The sequence below is a fragment of the Spirosoma endophyticum genome (assembly GCF_900112365.1).
In the GTDB taxonomy this organism is placed as follows: domain Bacteria; phylum Bacteroidota; class Bacteroidia; order Cytophagales; family Spirosomataceae; genus Spirosoma; species Spirosoma endophyticum.
Map to the genome: position 1 here is coordinate 593231 of NZ_FOLQ01000001.1, position 19796 is coordinate 613026.

At 49.6% G+C, this 19796-nt stretch carries 18 protein-coding genes; 3 read left to right on the forward strand and 15 right to left on the reverse strand.

Annotation, left to right across the window (positions count from 1 at the left end):
* Positions 1–301: 301 nt before the first annotated feature.
* Positions 302–2668 (forward strand): TonB-dependent receptor, encoded by a 2367-nt coding sequence (locus BM202_RS02250; protein ID WP_093822831.1) that lies wholly within the window; start codon positions 302–304, stop codon positions 2666–2668.
* Positions 2669–2771: 103 nt separating this feature from the next.
* Positions 2772–3989, forward strand: a complete 1218-nt coding sequence (locus tag BM202_RS02255; RefSeq protein ID WP_093822832.1) for a PepSY-associated TM helix domain-containing protein — start codon at positions 2772–2774, stop codon at positions 3987–3989.
* A 192-nt stretch (positions 3990–4181) separates the two neighbouring features.
* Here BM202_RS02255 and fdhA read toward each other — a convergent pair whose 3' ends face one another.
* Together fdhA and BM202_RS02265 are read right to left on the reverse strand one after the other, a co-directional pair.
* Complete coding sequence (gene fdhA, locus BM202_RS02260; protein ID WP_093822833.1) at positions 4182–5372, reverse strand: formaldehyde dehydrogenase, glutathione-independent; 1191 nt, start codon at positions 5370–5372, stop codon at positions 4182–4184.
* 63 nt (positions 5373–5435) lie between these two features.
* Positions 5436–5840, reverse strand: a complete 405-nt coding sequence (locus BM202_RS02265) for a GlcG/HbpS family heme-binding protein (protein WP_093823597.1) — start codon at positions 5838–5840, stop codon at positions 5436–5438.
* 198 nt (positions 5841–6038) lie between these two features.
* On the opposite strand from BM202_RS02265, the gene BM202_RS02270 reads away from it, so the two are divergent.
* On the forward strand, positions 6039–6962 hold the full coding sequence (locus BM202_RS02270) for an AraC family transcriptional regulator (protein ID WP_093822834.1): 924 nt from the start codon (positions 6039–6041) through the stop codon (positions 6960–6962).
* Between the two features lie 33 nt (positions 6963–6995).
* On the opposite strand, the gene BM202_RS02275 is transcribed toward BM202_RS02270, so the two are convergent.
* From BM202_RS02275 to BM202_RS02335, 13 genes are all read right to left on the reverse strand, one after another.
* Entirely contained in the window at positions 6996–7913 is a 918-nt protein-coding gene (locus BM202_RS02275; protein ID WP_093822835.1) for a helix-turn-helix domain-containing protein, read from the reverse strand.
* A gap of 84 nt (positions 7914–7997) precedes the next feature.
* Positions 7998–9038: an NAD(P)-dependent alcohol dehydrogenase gene (locus tag BM202_RS02280; protein ID WP_093822836.1), complete on the reverse strand. Its 1041-nt coding sequence runs from the start codon at positions 9036–9038 to the stop codon at positions 7998–8000.
* A gap of 116 nt (positions 9039–9154) precedes the next feature.
* The gene (locus BM202_RS02285; protein WP_143100620.1) at positions 9155–9451 is read right to left on the reverse strand and encodes a hypothetical protein; all 297 of its coding nucleotides are present in this window, start codon (positions 9449–9451) and stop codon (positions 9155–9157) included.
* 84 nt (positions 9452–9535) lie between these two features.
* Positions 9536–9898, reverse strand: coding sequence for a DUF4180 domain-containing protein (locus BM202_RS02290; protein ID WP_093822838.1), 363 nt, complete (start codon positions 9896–9898; stop codon positions 9536–9538).
* A gap of 104 nt (positions 9899–10002) precedes the next feature.
* Complete coding sequence (locus tag BM202_RS02295) at positions 10003–10884, reverse strand: sugar phosphate isomerase/epimerase family protein (RefSeq protein ID WP_093822839.1); 882 nt, start codon at positions 10882–10884, stop codon at positions 10003–10005.
* 222 nt (positions 10885–11106) lie between these two features.
* Entirely contained in the window at positions 11107–11481 is a 375-nt protein-coding gene (locus BM202_RS02300; RefSeq protein ID WP_093822840.1) for a response regulator, read from the reverse strand.
* Positions 11482–11591: 110 nt separating this feature from the next.
* On the reverse strand, positions 11592–12404 hold the full coding sequence (locus tag BM202_RS02305) for a DUF3050 domain-containing protein (protein ID WP_093823599.1): 813 nt from the start codon (positions 12402–12404) through the stop codon (positions 11592–11594).
* Between the two features lie 123 nt (positions 12405–12527).
* Positions 12528–13604 (reverse strand): dipeptidase, encoded by a 1077-nt coding sequence (locus tag BM202_RS02310; protein ID WP_093822841.1) that lies wholly within the window; start codon positions 13602–13604, stop codon positions 12528–12530.
* A gap of 109 nt (positions 13605–13713) precedes the next feature.
* Positions 13714–15960, reverse strand: a complete 2247-nt coding sequence (locus BM202_RS02315; RefSeq protein WP_093822842.1) for a xanthine dehydrogenase family protein molybdopterin-binding subunit — start codon at positions 15958–15960, stop codon at positions 13714–13716.
* Between the two features lie 8 nt (positions 15961–15968).
* Positions 15969–16952, reverse strand: a complete 984-nt coding sequence (locus tag BM202_RS02320; protein WP_093822843.1) for an FAD binding domain-containing protein — start codon at positions 16950–16952, stop codon at positions 15969–15971.
* Complete coding sequence (locus BM202_RS02325) at positions 16949–17593, reverse strand: (2Fe-2S)-binding protein (RefSeq protein WP_093822844.1); 645 nt, start codon at positions 17591–17593, stop codon at positions 16949–16951. Before BM202_RS02325 ends, BM202_RS02320 begins: the two co-directional genes overlap by 4 nt.
* 153 nt (positions 17594–17746) lie before the next feature.
* Positions 17747–18727 carry an aldo/keto reductase gene (locus BM202_RS02330; RefSeq protein ID WP_093822845.1) on the reverse strand — a complete coding sequence of 327 codons (981 nt, stop codon included), beginning with the start codon at positions 18725–18727 and terminating at the stop codon, positions 17747–17749.
* A 70-nt stretch (positions 18728–18797) separates the two neighbouring features.
* Positions 18798–19727 carry an alpha/beta hydrolase gene (locus BM202_RS02335; protein WP_093822846.1) on the reverse strand — a complete coding sequence of 310 codons (930 nt, stop codon included), beginning with the start codon at positions 19725–19727 and terminating at the stop codon, positions 18798–18800.
* Positions 19728–19796 lie beyond the last annotated feature (69 nt).

The window sequence follows — 19796 nt, forward strand, 5'->3', positions numbered from 1 at the left end:
GGAAACAAACGTTTTCATCCATCACCCGGACGCACGCCGTTTATTTTCCATACTAGTTGCGTATACTTTCAATCTACATTAAGTTTGCGTCGCTATTTATATTTAATCTAAATAAATATAAATATACTGAGTAATGATTGAATGATGGCAAGCACTAGACAGGTGGCCTGTTGATATCGTGGTTTGACCATACTTCTTTTTTTACCCAGTTCAAATACAAAACCCGGTGCACAGTCGCCAAACGTTACACCGGGTATCCGTCAAATCATTCTCCAAAACGATTAACAGAGTAAACAAAAGTATGAAACAATTTACGTACTATGGGCGTACGGGCTCACGTAGTGTGTGTCTATTCATTGCGCTATTTCTATCACTCAATTTCACCTACGCCGACACTCGACTTTTTGAAGCTGGTCGGGGAAATGTAAGAGGCTTAGTTCAAACTGCCGACGGCAAGCCCGCTGGCTTCGTCAACGTATCTATTAAAGGACTGAGCAAGGGAACCATCACCAATGAGGATGGTAGCTATTTGATCAAGAACGTATCAGAAGGTGCTCACACCGTAGTGGTTCAACTGGTTGGTTATGCGCCGGTTGAGCTGAATGTGGACGTTGTCGCCAATGAAATGACGTCCATCCCAGCGATCAGTCTCAACGAAGATTCCAACATATTGCAGGAAGTATTGGTGAGAGGAAATGGGAACAAATTTGCCAACAAAGAATCGGATTTCGTGGCTCGCCTGCCCATCAAAAACCTGGAAAATCCTCAGGTTTATACAGCCGTAAATAAGGAGTTGATCAGTGAGCAGGTGGTCACCGATTTCAAGGACGCGCTGCGGAATGTTCCGGGCGTGGCCCCCAACAATAACCCGGCCGGGGGAACGGGCGCAACCATTCGGGGATTCAACGCGACCACAACCATTCGAAACGGGATGGCCGTTCAGATTTACCAGTCGGATGTGATCAATCTGGAACGGGTTGAGGTCATTAAAGGTCCGTCTGGTACGTTGTTTGGCTCCAGCCTGATCAGTTTTGGGGGTTTGATTAACCAGGTGACGAAAAAACCGTTCGACACGTTTAAAGGAGAAGTTTCCTATACGGCCGGGAGTTACGAACTGACGCGATTCACGGCGGACATCAACACGCCACTGAACGCGGATAAAACGGTTTTGTTCCGGGTGAATGCAGCCGCTCATTCGGAAGGTTCTTTCCAGAATTTCGGTCATAACCGGCGGTTTACGGTTACCCCTAGCCTATCCTACAAAGTCGATGATCGGCTGTCGTTTAGTTTCGATGCCGAGCTTAATTCAACCAATCGGTCGACGGTAGCGTTTTATCAAACCCTGAACCGAACCTCCTACCGTAATTTCAAGGACATTCCCGTTGATATCCGAACATCGCTCGGCGGAGAAAATATAGACGCCGATCTTACGTCGCTGAACTACATGGCGGGGGCAAAATACGTGATCAATTCCCAATGGACGTCCCAAACGAATCTGGCCGTTGGTAATAATCGCATTGAGCACAGCAATCAGATTTATCCAAACTGGACGAGTGATACAACGTTCAATCGTAATGTCTTCAATTACGGACCGCGCATTTTCACGTCCATCAACGCCCAGCAAAATTTTGTGGGAAATTTCCAGATTGGCGGTATGCAAAACCGGTTGCTGGCGGGGATAGACATCTTCTCATCCACGAGCCAGCTACGGTTCACCAATGTCGGTACGTATGACATCGTCAATACAAAGCGAGCGATTCCGGGCATGGTGCTGGAAAAAATAGACGCGCTGATTGCCACAAAAGTCAACACAAATTCGGAAACCAAATTAAGCACGTACAGCGCCTATGCGTCTGACGTACTCAACCTGTCGAAACGGCTGATCGTGATGCTGAGTTTGCGGGTCGACCGCTTTGTGAATAACCCCAGCATTACCGACGGCGTAGCGGCTACCAACAACTATGAGCAGACGGCACTGTCGCCCAAGTTTGGCTTTGTCTACCAACTCGTGCCCGATCAGTTGTCGTTTTTCGGGAATTATATGAATGGGTTTCAGAACGTAGCACCCGTTGTTCAACCCGATGGCGCTACGTCGGTTTTCAAGCCTTTAAATGCAAATCAGTGGGAAGTGGGCCTGAAAGCGGAAGCCTTTAACCGGAAACTAAATGGCAGTATCAGCTACTATGACATTGCCATTAACAATGCGACCCGGCTGGAAAATAATTTCACGCTACAGGATGGCTCTCAGAAAAGTAAAGGTTACGAAATCGAGTTGATCGCCAATCCAGTTACGGGCCTTAACATCGTGGCTGGTTATTCGAAGAATGAAAATAAAGTGACCAAAGCGGCCGACTACGTTGGCAATTATGTCGCGCAGATGCCTACTGACTTTGTTAACCTTTGGCTCAGCTACAAATTTTCTGGTCAGGCGCTGAAGAACCTGGGATTGGGTATCGGTGGCAACTACGTATCGGATTGCTATTTCGATCCGGCCAACATCATTACCATTCCCAGCTATACGCTCCTTAACGCATCGGTCTTCTACGATCAGCCGAAGTGGCGCATTACGTTCAAAGGAAATAACCTGACCAACCAGGCTTATTTCTCAAATTATGGGCTTCCCCAGCCCTTAAAGCAATTCACGGGATCGCTGACATTCAAATTTTAACCGGCTCTTAGTTACTGATAATCGTATCCACGAGCCGGGCCGCGTTTGGCTTCAGCCCGTGGGTACAATCGAATCACTCACCTAGGTTATAGCTCCACTTTTCATGAGTAAGTCAAAACGTTCACTTTTCAGGCGAATCAACGCATGGCTCCATTTATGGTTGGGGCTGGCGTCGGGTATCGTCGTTTTTGTTGTCTGCTTGTGCGCCTGTTTGTGGGTGTTTCGCTACGAAGTCTGGTATTTTACCGAAACCTATCAGCGGATTGAGCCTCAGAATCAGCCCTTCCTGTCGCCATCGGTATTACTGAAGAAAGCCCAGGCATTTGCGCAAAAAGCCGAAGGAAAGTCAGTTACGCTAACCGGTATTACGTATGGTGGACCGAATAAATCGGCATTCGTTAACTATAAACCAACCGAAGATAAATTCTATGCGCTTTACCTGAATCCGTACACGGGTGAAATCATCCACCGTAAAACAGGCCCATCGACAGCTGAAACGTTTTTCATTTTTGCCCGCAGTGGCCATAGGTTCTTCTTTCTGCCGCCAAAAATCGGCAGCCCACTGGTCGGCAGCGCCTGTATCATTTTCGTCATTCTGATGATTACCGGACTCATCTGGTGGTATCCCAAAAAATGGACGAAGTCGACCCGCGAGAAAAGCTTTGCCATCAAATGGAACGCAAACTGGAAGCGGGTCAACCTGGACTTGCATAACGTATTAGGCTTCTATTCGCTGCTGGTGTGCATGGCCTTAACGATTTCAGGGATTGTCTACAGCTTTTCCTGGTTCGACAAGGGATACCACTGGTTATTAACGGGCAACGCCCAGGACACGCATCATCACACCCGATCGCACGAACACCCCTTATCCGACACGACCATAACCGCTGCTGCTTACTCAAAACCGGAAGATATTATCTGGCAAAAGATTCGTCGGGAGCTTCCGGGCGATTTAGGTCGGCTGAGCCTGTCCTTTCCGGAGGAAGCCAGAGACCCTTTTGAAGTGACTATAAACCCGGAGGACGGTACCATTTACAAAACGGTTACCCGATTTTTTGACCGGAACACGCTCAACGAATTACCGTCGGACGAATCGCGACGCTACGAAGAACTTACAACAGGCGAACAGATTTACCGCTTGAACTTTGATATTCACGTGGGACAGATTCTGGGTCTACCCACGAAAATTCTGGCTTTTTTTGTCAGTTTAATTGGCGCCAGTTTGCCCGTAACGGGTTTTATCGTCTGGTGGTATCGTGGAAAGAAAAGCGATAAGCGACCTAAAGTTTCCGTTCAACAAACAAGTGGCTCGGTGCTCTGATAACGTTTTGCTATCAGGGAAACTGACAAGTTAAGTCTGAGAAGGGAAGCCATGCAACAAAAGCATAGAAATCAATATAGGATTTTCGCTTGGAGCCGGGCCACTGTTTTGAACTCTGGCCCGACTCCAGGCGAAAATCCTACAACATAAAATAGTCTGGTTTGGAGACTTCGTGTTTCAGCACCTGCAAACTCAGTTCGGGATCAGCCCGTGGGGATCGATTACGAATTTTTTAGCGGCACCTTTATCAAAATCCTGATAGCCTTTCGGTGCTTTGTCCAGACTGATCACCTCCACGTTTACGGCTTTGGCAATCTGGATTTTATCGTACAGAATAGTATTCATCAACTGCCGATGGTATTTCATTACGGGTGTCTGTCCCGTAAAAAATGAGTGCGATTTCGCCCAGCCCAGCCCGATGCGAATACTCAGGCTACCTTCCTGAGCAGCCTTGTCTTTTGCCCCTGGATCGCCGGTAACATACAGGCCCGGAATACCAATGGCACCACCCGCACGGGTGATGGTCATGGCCGCATTCAGAACGGTGGCTGGCTGCTCGGCATCCGCTCCGGCTCCGTGACCCTTGGCTTCAAAGCCCACACAATCGATGACCGAATCAACTTCAGGTACACCAACGAGTTGGGCAATCTGATCGGCCAGTGGGGTTTCACTACGTAAATCGATGGGTTCACAACCAAAGCTTTTGGCCTGCTCCAGTCGCTCGGGAATCATATCGCCAACCATCACGACGGCCGCACCCAGCAAATGACAGGATGCCGCGCAGGCCAATCCCACGGGACCGGCACCAGCCACATACACGATCGATCCCGGCCCTACGCCTGCTGTCACGGCACCGTGATAACCCGTTGGGAAAATGTCGGAAAGCAGTGTCAGATCCCGGATTTTAGCCATAGCCTGATCTTTGTCCGGAAATTTGAGCAGATTAAAGTCAGCGTAGGGCACCATAACGTATTCAGCCTGCCCGCCAATCCATCCACCCATATCGACATACCCATACGCACCGCCCGCCCTACCGGGGTTAACATTCAGGCAAATGCCCGTTTGGCCCGCTTTGCAGTTCCGGCAGCGCCCACAGGCAATGTTGAAGGGCACCGATACCAGATCACCTTCTTTAATAAATTCGACATCACGACCCGCTTCAATGACTAGTCCTGTGATTTCGTGCCCCAGCACCAGACCTGCCGGGGCCGTTGTCCGACCCCGTACCATGTGCTGATCACTACCGCATATGTTGGTCGATACGATTTGCAAAATAACCCCGTGTTCGCATTTACGGTCGCCCAGCGCCAGTTTCGGGTAGTCAATTGACTGAACCTCCACTACACCAGGGCTGATGTAGGCAACACCATGATTATGACACATAGTAGTAAGGGTTTAAAAGGTTTAGTAGTAGGGTAAAAGCTGATTTTCGGATGCCCTTACCGATTACTGGCTGAGGGCATCTACACCGGCCTGGGCAACGGTGTTATCGTTTTCGACGGTGCTTCCCGACACCCCAATAGCCCCAATAATGACCCCTTCGCCGTTTTTGATGGGGATACCGCCCGGAAATGTAATCAGCCCGCCATTCGAGTGTTCAATATTGTAGAGCGAACCGCCGGGCTGCGAAAGTTTGCCGACCTCTCCGGTTGGCATATCAAAATAGCGGGCTGTACGCGCTTTCTTTTGCGCAATATCAACCGAGCCGAGCCAGGCTCCGTCCATACGGGCAAACGCGACCAGGTTGGCCCCAGCATCAACGACCGCGATATTCATTAACGTATTGATTTCAACGGCTTTGGCTTTAGCGGCTTTGACGGCCGCTTCGGCCTGTTCTAAGGTAATACCCATAATTTTAACTGGTGAATGTGCTAAAATGAATTGGTGAACAAACTTGAATTTTAAATGTATAACAAAGCTATGCATTCGGTTTTCCAGTCCAGTTACACTATAATCCCAATGAGTGTTACTATTGTCCAGTTCTATTGTGTGGATTGCCGTACAAATTGCCCAAATTCGTAGTTTACAGAAGAAATCTCCTACACGCCCATGGCCAGTAAATATGCTTTAGATCTCATCAACCTGTCGGATGCCAGTAAGCTGACTTCACTGGTCGAGAACCGCCGGGTATTCACCTTAAACCAGTGTGAGTTAAATATTTTCGAGACCTATAAACCCTGCTCCGATGTGGTGCTGTCCTACAACGGATTGGTCATTACCAGCATGATGCGCGGACGGAAGGTGATGTATTTATCGGAAAATCCAGGGTTCAATTTTTTACCCGGCGAAACGGTAATCCTTCCCGAAGGGGTATCGATGAAAGTCGATTTTCCGGAAGCCGATGCCAAACATCCGGTTCAGTGTGCCACCATCGCGCTGGACTGGGCTGTCGTTGAGCAGACACTGGATTTCCTTAACGAGCACTACCCCCGCCCAGGCAATAGCCCCGACTGGAAACTGAATTTTAGTCAGTACCATTTTTACAATAACCGGGAGCTGACGAACGTAATGAACCGACTGATCAACATCAGTATGGAAGATGACCTGGCTAAAGATGCGCTGGCGGATCTCACCCTGAAATCGTTGCTGATCCGGGTTATTCAAACGCAGAATATGGCCATGATCGAAGATGGTTTACCAGCCAATAATCGGTTCGAGTCGGTCGTCAATTATATCCGCGAACACCTGACCAAAAAGATCAGTATCGACGTATTGTGCCAGAAGGCCTGCATGAGCAAGTCCAACTTCTTTCGCTCTTTTAAGGACGTATTTGGCCTGTCGCCGGTCGAGTTTATTATTCGGGAGCGGATCAGCCTGGCCCGTCGGTTGCTGGCAAATCCGGCCCTGAGCGTGTCGGAAGTAAGTGACCAGGTTGGCTTCAACAATCCCCATTATTTTTCGCGTCTTTTCAAACTGCTGGAAGGTATCACCCCTAAATCATATCGTCAACACATGATTGAAGCAGAGGAATGATGTCTGAGAAACTATTCGTGTGGCGGGAATGCGTCAGTTAAACGATTGCCGGAATGCGATCGGTGATACGTTCGTCTTGCGTTTGAAGATTTTATTGAACGACTGCGGGTGCTCAAAGCCGAGTTGATAAGCGACTTCGGCGGTTGTCAGGGCATTTGTACTTAACAACTCTTTTGCCTTGTCAATCAGTTTATTGTGAATATGTTGCTGGGTATTCTGACCCGTTAAGGAACGTAGCATATCACTTAAATAGTGGGGCGATACGTTCAATTGCTCAGATAGGTACTGAACCGTTGGCAGGCCGTCTGTCAACGGTTTCCGGCTATCAAAATAAGCAGACAGCAAGGTTTCCAGCCGGGTAAGTATGTCGTGATTGGCGGCTTTGCGGGTAATGAACTGGCGGTTATAAAACCGGTTGCTGTAATTGAGCAGTAATTCGATCTGCGAGACAATTACATCCTGGCTATACTGATCAATGGGTAACGCCAGCTCTTCGCCAATGCTTCTGAACACGCCCATAATGGTCTCTCTTTCCTTTTCCGAAAGATGCAGGGCTTCATTGGATGAGTATAAAAAGAACCCATAGTTCTTGATGGTTTTCCCCAGCGGATACGGACGAAGAAAATCAGGATGAATCATCAGCGAAAAACCTTCATCATACCGTTGACCATCGACACGGGAAATCAACTGATTCGGCGAAACAAAACAGAGTCCACCTTCATCAAAATCATAATAAGTCTGGCCGTATGGCACCTGACCCGTAAACTGCTTTATATACGAAATCTTGTACAGATTCGTCATCAACCCCTTCCCTAACTCAGTCATATCTGCTTTCATGTCCTGAAAATTGCTCAGGCTCACCAGCGGATGCAACGGCTTGGGCAACCCCAGCGCTTTGTGCAGTTCAGCGATGGAATTGAAGATGTAGGGTGGCTTTGGCTCTTTTTTCATAAGTCCTTTAATAGAACGCAGATTTTTATGATCAGTTTGATTAAAATAAGATCTTAAAGCATCATGATAATCTGCGTTCTATGGCTATAAGGTTGCCATATCAATCACAAAACGGTACAACACATCCCCTTTCAACATGCGGTCGAATGCAGTATGAATGTCTTTGATGTTAATCAATTCAATGTCGGAAACAATGTTGTGCTCAGCGCAAAAATCCAGCATTTCCTGGGTTTCGGGCAAGCCACCCGCTCCCGAACCGGATACGACTTTATTTCCTGTGGCCAGCGTAAACGACGAAAGCTGCCAGGGTTCGGCAGGCATACCGACGTTGATATAAACGCCATTGGTTTTTAAAAGTGCGAGATACGGATTAAGATCATGATTGGCAGCTACCGTATCAACAATAAAGTGGAACGAACGTAGTGTCGACTTCATTTGCTCCTCATCTTTCGTGACGACAAAATGATGTGCACCCAGCTTTTTGGCCGCTTCTTCCTTGCCGGGCGATGTGCTCAACACCGTTACCTCCGCCCCAAAGGCTACGCCGAATTTTACGGCCATATGGCCTAATCCACCCAGCCCAACGACAGCCAGTTTATGCCCCTCACCCACCTTCCACCTACGTAGTGGCGAATACGTTGTGATGCCCGCACACAGCAGGGGTGCCACCGCAGCAAAGTCTAGCTTTTCGGAGACATGATGGGCAAAATCTTCATTCAGCACGATGTTGTTGGCATAGCCACCATAGGCAGGCATATTGTAGTGGTCCAGATTGTTGTAGGTCACCACCGGACTAACGGCGCAAAACTGCTCCTGTCCATTTTTGCAGTCCTCGCACGCCCGGCACGAATCGACCATGACACCCACCGCAGCCCGGTCGCCGGTTTTGAATTTGGTTACGTGGTTGCCGACTTGCGAAACAATACCGACAATTTCATGACCGGGCACCATCGGAAACAGACCGGGGAACCACTCGTTACGTGTCAGATGAACATCGGTATGACAAACCCCACAGTAGGCAATGTCGATCAATACGTCGTGCAGGCCAACATCCCGTCGTTCAAAATCCCAGGGGGCTAAATCCGTTTCAGCACTTTGCGCTGCATATCCTTTCGAGTGAATCATAATCGCTGTTATCTAACTTACGACCACAAAGGTCACTGCTTGCAACGCGCAGACTGTAGCCAAACCCACGGATGTTGTAGCCAAAATGAAGCGGAAACGGTGTCTACCAATTCTCGTTAGTGATGCGCCGTGTAGGCCGCTAGTAGCTGCTCAAATGTGCCAGCGTATGTGTGTACATTCGCCAGCATGGTTTCAGGCTTTTGGGTTTTTGTCTGCAACTCTTTATAAGGTATTCCCGAGTCTGTTTGCAGGCCAGCATAAATACCGAAAGCAAGTAACTTTCTGAGTAATAGAAAAACAGTTGTCCATTCAGGGCACTCCTGAGGCAACTGTGTCTGGAGAAATCCAGACCTAACTTTGTTAAAATAGCGCTGAATAACCTCGATCTCCTGCGGGCTAAATTGTATGGTCATTTGGTACACTATTTTTTGCTTTTCGAACTTCTCAATAAGTCTATATTGATTCAACTCACCGGGTGAAAATGGCAAGTTTGGCAATCACAGATTTGAAAGTTTAGTCAGAGCATCTGCTGATGACTTAACAAAATTGATTTGTCCAGCTTTATTACTTTCAAACATGAAGTCGTTGATGCTTTTGCCAGTGTAGTGAGAAAAATCACCAACGATGCCCAAACGCATTCGATAATTTGAGAATTTCTGTAGGATTTCGCCTGCCATTCCGGTCTTTAAATTAAAAAAATCAGGTATAATATTTTTCTCATGAAGGATAATACTATCGAAGTCCTGATAATACAAATTTCCTAATAGATCCAGACCATCTTCAGCCGTTTTAATGATAAGATCGTCCGAAATTAATTCGGCAATTCGACTGTCGTTTAGTTGGTGCGGTTCAATAGTCATTCTAAATCTATTATTTAATCGCCAGGAACGCTAAAGTAAATGCGTAAAGGACGCTACGTAGTTAACCTAATTTCTTGGCGAGTTTGTCGATCAATTGTTCAAGACTATGCTTTGACAATCATCCGGTCGAACACCGCCCGCTGTTCCTTCATCGACGTCAGTTTATCGGCCGGATTGGTATGGCATTCGAGGAGTACCCAACCGTTGTAATTCATTTTGACCAGATTGTTCAGCAGCGACTGGTAGGGATAATCGGTTCGGTCCAGTTCGCGGACATGGCACGTAGCACCGAACCGATCTTTGACCAGATTGAAGTTGGATTCGAAGCCCTTGCCGTTCAAATCCTGTGGGTTGCAGTTCCAGCAGATGGTGGCGTTCGGATGGTTGGCTACGTCCATAATCCGTTTGGTCATGGGCAATTCCTGCGTTTCCTCGCCATGAACTTCCAGCCGGATTTGCTGCCCAAACTCTGCGCCGTAGCGGGCCAGCTCGTTCAGGGACTCCCCTATTTGAGTAATTGTCTTTTCAACTGGCACCTCTTTGTGCAGGGCATTGGGTTTCACTTTCACGCCCGTTCCACCGACGTCGGCGCTCAAGCGGATGAATTCTTTAGCCCGTTCCATGGAAGCTTTCAGTTTCGCCTGATCCACGTAATCGAACTGCTGGTTGGTGCCTAACCCAACGAGTTTAACCGGACTGTCGGCAAATCTCTTTTTGACGTCCTGCCGTTGGACCGCATTCAGTTCGGGCATTACGTTGTGTGCGTGCTCGACGCGCAACTCAACACCCAGGATGCGGGCATCCGCACAGTTTTTGAGCAGCGTTGGTAAATCCCAGTCTTTCCCCCACAGATACGTAACAAACCCCAGCTTGATGGCTGATTTTTCCCGCACCGATTCACTCGCCCAGCATCCTCCCGACACGAGCGTAGCGCCCGCCAGTAGTGACATTTCTTTCAGGAAGGTTTTTCTATCAATACCAGACATGGACTTTGAGAGTAGGGGTTAAATAGCAACGCTTTAGGAAGAGGACAATCATTTAGCTAAAGTGTAGCTTTTAATATTGCTACTTGTGGAGATACGGATACATTACGTATCTTGGTAGTTATGCGATTTTGTATTATCTAACCAGCGAGGTATTATTTACGACATTCGAGCAAAGAATGTCCCGGCGGTTTGTTGCTCTAACGGTGAAGAAACGACACTAAATTATCTATTCATGATTCGTAATAATTCTGATGTTAATTTTTCTTTTGGCAAGCCATGGATTAGATATAAATCACCACCCTGACCATAAAATTTATCGATCACATCTTGACTGTCGATTAAACTAAGAGCAACTATTTTTATTGAACTCCAGCGCTGTTTTACAATTCCTGTCGCTTCAATGCCATCCATTCCCGGCATATTTATATCTATCAGAATGAGATCAATGGAAGTTGACTTCTCTAATTTATCCAACAAATCCTGTCCATCTAATGCCTCTATCAAAACGTCGAAATCACCATTTTTCTCAAGTAGCATTTTGATAGACTCCCTTAAAAGACGGTGATCTTCCGTTATAGCAATCTTTATTTTTTCCATCTCATTTGTCCACCACAAAAAAACGCTACGTCTACCTTCGTAAAGATAAACGTAGCGGATGATTCAGTCTGCTCAATTGATTATGCGGTTCTCAACCGTATATCGGCACCCTAAACTATAGTAACCACTTCTTCTGGTGCCTGATTTAATCGCTTCTCCGTTAGCTCGTTATATACACCATCCCAGAGGTCAATGCGTTTTTGCAACGCCTGGCGAATTGCCTGTTCGGCTTCCTGCCAGTACTGTTCGTTGTCGCCACACAGGTTCGCCGTCATTTGCAGCGCGAGGTTGCTATGGTGATCACCATCTACTTCAATGTGGCGTTCGAGGTAGTACTTGAAGATTGACAGGTTATCCGGAAATTTGGTATGCAGGTCGTCGATGATGGACATGAACATGCCGGGAATCAAATCTTCCCGTCCGAATGTAAACACCGCCGATTGCAGGTGCTCGCGGTTGCTCGCAATCACGTCAAACGTGAAACGAACGAAGTCTTCGGCGGCCTTCGGCGTTCCCGACCGCGTAAATGCCCGGTCAAAATCGCCGGTTTCTTTTAATTCGGCAATAAAGGTTTCAATGGGTAACGTATCAGCTCCACATTGCTGCATCGCATCCAGATATAGCTCAAAGTGGCTTTTCCGGACACCCTCCCTATCCACATCCGACTCTTCTCCAGCCACAATTTCATTGATCAAATAGCGCGTCTCGGCCGATCCTTTCGGAAACCAGGGGACCGATGTGCAGGTCAGATTCGTTTGCAGCGCCTTGAGTAATGACATAAAATCCCAGACGGCAAACACATGGTACTGCATAAACACCCGTATATCCTCAACACTCTGAATCGCGGCATAAACCTTGTGGTTTATGATCTCCTCCCGTAACGGCTCAATTCCTTTTTTAATCTGTTCAATTCGCTGGTTCATCATTGGTCATTTTCACTTTTTCATACATACGGCTGGCACTCACTAACAGATTTTGGCGAGTCCTGAGCGCCAACCATTCGTCCTGCTCCTGGTATTACGGAGATACGTAATTAACTATTGTGATCACTTTGCCCGCGACTTCGCTATCTTGGCTAACACCGTTTTAGCGTTTCCGCCCATTATCTTGTCGACTTCGTCACTGGAAAGTCCTTTTACTTTAAGGGCTTCCGCTACTTGAGGAAACTGCGTGTAGCTAGTCATAACCGGCTGGAAGTTGGCGCTCATATCCGTGCCAATACCCACATGATCGATGCCCGCTACGTCCACCAGCCGCTTTATGTTATCGACATATTCGTCGAAACTTTTGTTAAATCCGGAGGGCCAGGCGCCAATTACTCCACCCGTTTCAGCCACTACTTTTGCATGCTCTTTTGAAATCGCCCGGACGGCAATTGGCCGATCGGCTTCCATTTGCAGAACACTGTGCGACAACAAAATAGGGGCCTTCGTAAGGCTGGCTACCGCTTTGGCCGTTTCAAAGGAAGCGTGTGCTACGTCAATCGCCATGCCCAGTTCATTCATCTTTTTTACTACGTCCTTCCCAAACGACGATAGCCCATTAAATGTAGGTTCGGCCGTCTGAAGATCGCCGATATTGTTGGGGGCGTAGTGGACCAGTTGAACGGATCGAACGCCATCCTGATAGGCCTCGTCCAGCCGTTGAAGCTGATCATCCAGAAAATCGCCCCCTTCCACCGCGAGATAACCAAAGGGACTACTCTGTTCGGCGTTCAGACCGCTGAGATCCGTTGAAAACGGAATGGATTGGGCACTGAAAACTTCTTTGAGCCGTTGGAGCTGGCGTTTATACTCAACCCATTCCTCGCCCGGCGCGTATTTTCGGGTAATAATTATTCCTTTGGGACCTGGTTTTATAAGCGGGGCATCGGCAACCAACGCGAGAAAGCCACCCGTCAACTGGCCCTGCTTCATGTCGTTAACCGTTTGGGTCAGCCTGGTTTCCGGGTTATTCACGAAGTTGCGTTCTGTCATTGACCATCCCGGATGGCAGTGAAAATCGAAATAGATCGACTTCTTCGGAGCAGGCATGGCAAAACCCGCCAGACTATCTACGGGTAGCCAGGCAGCTCCAGCCGCCAGGGTACATACGCTTTTCAAAAACTGCTTTCGTGTTTGCATAGGAAGGCTTTCAACAAGGTAAGGTTGTATCAAGCACAATGTACCAAAAATCCGCTACGTCTGCCTTCGTAAAGACAAACGTAGCGGATGATTCGGAGTAACTTTTTCTTTACGCCGTTCTCAGCAATTTATCGGGCGTGATGGGCAAGTCGCGGATGCGCTGGCCGGTAGCGTTAAACACCGCGTTGGCGACCGCAGCCGCAAACCCGATCAGGGCAATTTCGCCCATGCCTTTAGCCCCCATCGGATTGATGTACGGATCGGGCTTGTCGATGACAATCGTTTCGGTATGCGGTACGTCGGCGCTGACCGCTACGTGGTAATCGGCCAGGTTGTTATTGACGATCCGGCCAAAGCGATGGTCGATGACGGCTTCTTCGGTCAGGGCCATCCCGATACCACCCGCTACCCCACCAATCATTTGACTAGCCGCCGTTTTAGGGCTAATGATACGTCCTGAATCGGCCACGCTGACCGCTTTCGACACCCGCACGACACCCGTTGACGGATTGACGCGCACCTGCACGAAGTGCACCGAAAACGAATACATGGAATATTTCTGTTCATCCGGCTTGCCATTCGCTTTCGACTCTTCGGTTTTGTCGAGCGTCGTCAGGTTCGCCTTTTTCAGCAGATCGGCAATCGCCACTTTTTTGCTGCTATCACCATCGGCAGACACGAATCCATCAGCAACTGTCAGATCGTCGGCTTTAATCCCGGCCAGCGGTGTACCCGATTGCGTCGCCATATCTATCAGCGACTTTTTAACAGATGTACAGACCTGATGAACCGCTGAACCAACTGTCGACGTGATGGTTGAACCACCCTGCTGGGGCGAGTTGGGCAATGCCGAATCGCCGTACTCCACCTTGATCTTCTCGACCGGAACGCCCAGTACGTTGTGCGCAATCATGGTCATGGCCGTACCTGTACCCGGTCCAATATCGGTTACCGAGCATTGCAGCAGCAACGTACCATCGGCGTTCAGTACGGCCCGTGCGGTGGCCCCGCCCTTGCTCGCATTGAACGTACCGGAACTCATTCCGTAGCCAACCAGCCAGTCACTATCTCGATTACTGCCCGGCTCTGCCTTTCGACTACTCCAGCCAATGGCCTCGGCTCCTTTCTGATAAGCTTCTTTCAGGTTCTTATCCGAGTATGGCCGGTTATGTTCGGGGTCGGTTTCAGTATAATTCCGTAGTCGAAATTCGATGGGGTCGAGTTTAAGCTTGGTTGCCATTTCGTCCATCGCCGACTCCAGTGCAAAAGCCCCTGTGGCTTCGCCCGGTCCACGCATCCAGATCGGTACACCCCGGTCGAGTGGCACGATTTTGTATTTCGTGCTCACGTTCGGGCAGGCATACATGAACTTGGTCATGCTCACCGTGCCTTCTGTAAAGTCCTCATACGTAGCGGTTTCACCCGTAGCAGCATGGGAGAGCCCAACCAGTTTTCCATTGGTATCGGCCCCCATGTTGATGGTTTGCACCGTTGTCGGTCGATGCCCTACCAGCGAGAACATCTGGTTGCGTGTAATTACCAGCTTCACCGGACGTCCTACTTTTTTGGCGATGGCCACCACCGCGATCTCCTGCGGCCAGGTACGTAGCCCCATCCCGAAGCCGCCACCCATAAATTCGGTATGGACGTGAACGTTGTTGGGATCAATCTTAAAGGCTTCTGCTACCGACTTCTGCGTCCCTTTAACACCCTGCGTTTTAGCATAGACCATCACCTTGTCATCGCCGGTCCAGCCCGCCAAAACCCCGTGCAGTTCCATCGGCTGATGCACTTCAATGGGGATCGTGTACTTGACTTCCAGCGTCACTGGCGCCGATTTGTAGGCATCTGCATTTCCCCGCAAGTAGTCTTCAAAGCGAGGACCTTTCGGCGTAACCCCTTTCTCCAGATTTTTGGTCAGATCCGTCTGGTGGGGCTGTTTAGTATAGGTTGCTTTCACGAGCGAAGCCGCGTAGGTGGCCCGTTCGAACGTATCGGCCACAACCATCGCCATCGGCTGTCCGTAAAACAGAATCTTGTTCGTGTGCAGAATCCGGTATTTCTCACCGCCTGAGGGTGGTCCCGGCGGAGGTCCGTTGCCATTGCCCTGCACGGGCGCATCCCAGCCCGGAATCGGTGGCATGTTCTGGTGCGTAAAGACACCCAGCACACCGGGTGCACCAGCCGCTTTTTTGGTATCAAGACTGGCAATGGCTCCTTTAGCGATTTCGCTGCCAACAATCACGCAGTACGTGGTATTGGGCATCTCAAACTCCGCGAAGTATTTGGCCCCGCCGGTCACTTTCATGCGCCCGTCAACCCGGTCGATGGGCGGATTTTTTGTGTCTTTCGTCATGGTCGGGATTACGCGGTTTTAGCCGCTGTTTTCAGGGCTTCAACAATTGAGTTGGGCGCCATGGTCAGCTTGAAATCGTTTTCGCCGTGGCCTTTGGCACCTTTCATGGCCAGTTCGGCGGCTTGCTTAAATGTCGCTTCGGTAGCTGGCTTCCCCTTCAGAAACTTCTCGGCTTCAGTCAGCCGCCAAGGTTTATGCGCGACGCCACCCATGGCCAGCCGTACGTCCTGAATCGTATTACCGCTCATTTTCAATCCCACACCGACCGACACCAGTGCGAACGCATACGACGCCCGATCGCGAACTTTGAGGTAATGCGAGTTCCCCGCAAATCCGTTCATTGGCAAATCAACCGACATGATCAGTTCGCCGGGTTGCAGCATGTTGTCTTTCTGGGGCGTATCACCGGGCAGTCGGTGAAAATCAGCGAACGGAATCCGGCGATCTCCTTTTGGACCCGATACATTCACGGTTGCATCCAGCGCCACTAGTGCAATGCACATATCGCTGGGGTGAACGGCAATGCATTTTGTTGAGGTGCCAAAAATGGCGTGCATCCGGTTGTAGCCACCGATGGCGCCACAGCCACTGCCGGGCTCTCGTTTGTTACAGGGCAGGGCGGTGTCGTAAAAATACGAACATCGGGTGCGCTGCATCATGTTGCCCCCTATGGTCGCCATGTTTCGTAGCTGGGGGGATGCCCCGGCATTGAGCGCCATTGAGAGTAGCGGAAAATTTTTCACAACCAGCTCATGCTCGGCCACCGCCGTGTTTTTAGCTAATGCACCGATACGTAGTCCGGTGGCTGTTTTCTCGATGGTATTGAGTGGAATCCGGGTAATATCAACGAGTTTTTCGGGAGCCTCAACCCCGCGCTTCATCAAGTCGATCAGGTTGGTACCACCGGCCAGAAACATCGTTGTGTTATCTTTCGAGACGGCTGCAACAGCTGCTTTGGGGTTCGTGACCCGCATGTATTGAAACTGGTTCATACTTTGGCCCCTCCCTGTTTTACGTCCATAATTGCGTCCACAATGTTCGAATACGCACCACAGCGGCAGATGTTACCGCTCATGTACTCCCGAATCTCATCCGGGTTTTTGGCATGTCCTTCCCGAATACAGGCCACCGCCGACATGATCTGACCGGGTGTGCAATACCCGCACTGAAAGCCGTCGTGTTTGATAAATGCTTCCTGCATCGGATGTAACTTACCCTCCGGGCCGCCCTCGGCCAGCCCTTCGATGGTTGTTACTTTACAACCGTCGGTCGTCATCGCCAGCGTCAGGCAAGCGTTGACCCGCTGCCCATCGACGTGGACGGTACAGGCACCGCACTGGCCGTAATCGCATCCTTTTTTCGTGCCCGTCAGATTCAGTTGTTCCCGCAGCAAATCCAGCAACGTAACGCGTGGCTCGATTTTCAGTTGCTGCATTGCCCCGTTTATTTCCACCTTCAGCGGAATCTGTTCGAAGGCAACTGCCAGTTTTTCGTCCAGCCCTTTTTCAACCGCTGTTAGAGCGGCCGGGGGTGTCATGGCCAATGCGGCCAGTGCCGATGATTGCTTGAGAAAACCCCGCCGGGACGACCCCGGGTTTTCTACTGAACCATCGTTGATTTCATCGTCTTTCATGAAGTGAGTTAAGTTAGCGTTGACGTAGTATCCTGATAAAAGAAGTGTTGAAGGAAAATGTTAGCCAAAGAGGCACGGAGCGCTTTAAAACACGGAAGATGTTTGGCATTCGCTTACCGTAGCGGGCTGAAGCACCACGCTACGTAAATGTAACTACGAAAAGCCCAGCACCGGATGCGGCTGATATAACTCCTCCAATTGCCTGATTTCATCATCCGACAACGTAACGGAAAGTGCCCTAACGGCATCCTCCAGATGACCCGGCTTGCTGGCTCCAATGATGGGCGCGGTGACAATAGGTTTGGAAAATAACCAGGCAAGAGCAACCTGCGTAGCAGGAATTCCACGGGTTTCGGCCAGTTGCGTCACCCGGTCGGCAATGGCGAAATCATCGTCGCGCGTATATAACGACTTGCCAAAGGCATCAGTTTTCGCCCGTTCTGTTTCGTTACGTTCTCTGCTACGTTTGCCCGTCAGCAGTCCCCGCGCCAGTGGCGACCAGGGAATGACGGCAATTTTCTGATCCTGGCAAAAGGGCAGCATTTCGCGTTCTTCTTCGCGATAGACCAGATTATATTGCGGTTGCATGGATACGAAACGCGTCCAGCCGTTCAGATCAGCGATGTATTGCGCCTGCGCAAACTGCCAGGAAAACATGGACGATGCACCAATGTAACGGGCTTTCCCGGCTTTCACTACGTCGTGCAGTGCTTCCATCGTTTCCTCAATCGGCGTATCGTAATCCCAGCGGTGAATCTGATAAAGGTCTACATAGTCCGTTCCTAACCGCTTCAGACTCGCGTCGATGGCGCTCATGATGTGCTTGCGGGAAAGGCCTTTGTCGTTGGGGCCGGGGCCCATCGGATTAAAGACTTTCGTGGCTAGAACCACCTCGTCGCGGGATGCAAAATCACGTAGCGCCCGCCCGACCACTTCCTCACTGGCTCCCGCCGTGTAGACATCGGCCGTATCGAAAAAGTTAATGCCCAATTCAAGGGCTTTCTGAATAAATGGGCGGCTTTGCTCCTCGTTCAGCGCCCAGGGCCAGCGGTCCGTTGGCTGTCCGTAGGTCATGCAGCCCAGGCAGATTTTGGAGACAACCATCCCCGTATTTCCGAATCGTACGTATTCCATACCGTGAGTTTACTTTCTTCATTAAAGAAACTCACCAGCAGACGAATCGTTTTCAGAATCGCCGATTCCTTTATTTCAGATACGTATCCAGCCAGTCGAAAATGGCCTTCTGGTTAAAATCGCTATCGAACATAACGCCGTAATGCGGAGCGCCCGGTACGATGATGAGCCTGTTTTTTACCTGTGCCAGCGTCAGCCAGGAACTTAACATAACCGATTGAGCAGCAGGAACCGACTCGTCTTTCTCGCCCTGAATGATGAGAAAGGGCGGATCATTTTTATCGATGTACGTAGCAGGACTGGCTCGTTTTGCCAGATCGGGACGTAGTAACGGGGATGCCCCCAGCAGATTCTTTTCGGGACTGGCGACTGCCGTATCCGACAGCGGTGCATCCCGACGTACCATCGCCAGCAGATCAGCCGGGCCGTAGAAATCAACGACAGTTTTGATATGAAACGACGGTTTCTTCCGATTGGCGTAGAAATCAGGCATATCGTTGTTGTTGGAAAGGGCCTGCAACGACGCCAGATGCCCACCCGCCGAAAAGCCCATGAGCGCAATCCGATTTCGGTCAAAGCCGTATTTAGCTGCGTTCTGATACAGAAACTCCAGTGCCTGATTGCAGTCCTGAATCTGGGCCGGGAACGGAGCCGTGGTGCTGTGCCGGTAGTCGATTGAGGCAAAGGCATACCCTTTTTCCAGAATCGACCGGACAGTATTTTTCATGTAGCTCATATCAGCATACTTGTCATTCTGCATCCAGGCCCCTCCATGCACCCAGACGACTAACGGCGGATTGGTGCCGGTTTTAGCGGGCAGATAGATATCCAGCAAGTGCTTTTTCAATGTATCACCCGCGTATGCTACGTTCGCAATAAAGCGCGTGTCCGTCGGAAAAATGGCTTTTACAGGATTGATACTTTGCGCCTGACAGAACGCAGTAGTCAGTAGAAAATATAGCGCAATACGTAGCGAATGTTGAATCGAGCGGCTTTTCATGGTTGGGGTTTCGGAATCAGGTCAATGGTACCAGAAATATACGTGTTTCTACAGGATTCGCTGGGTTAA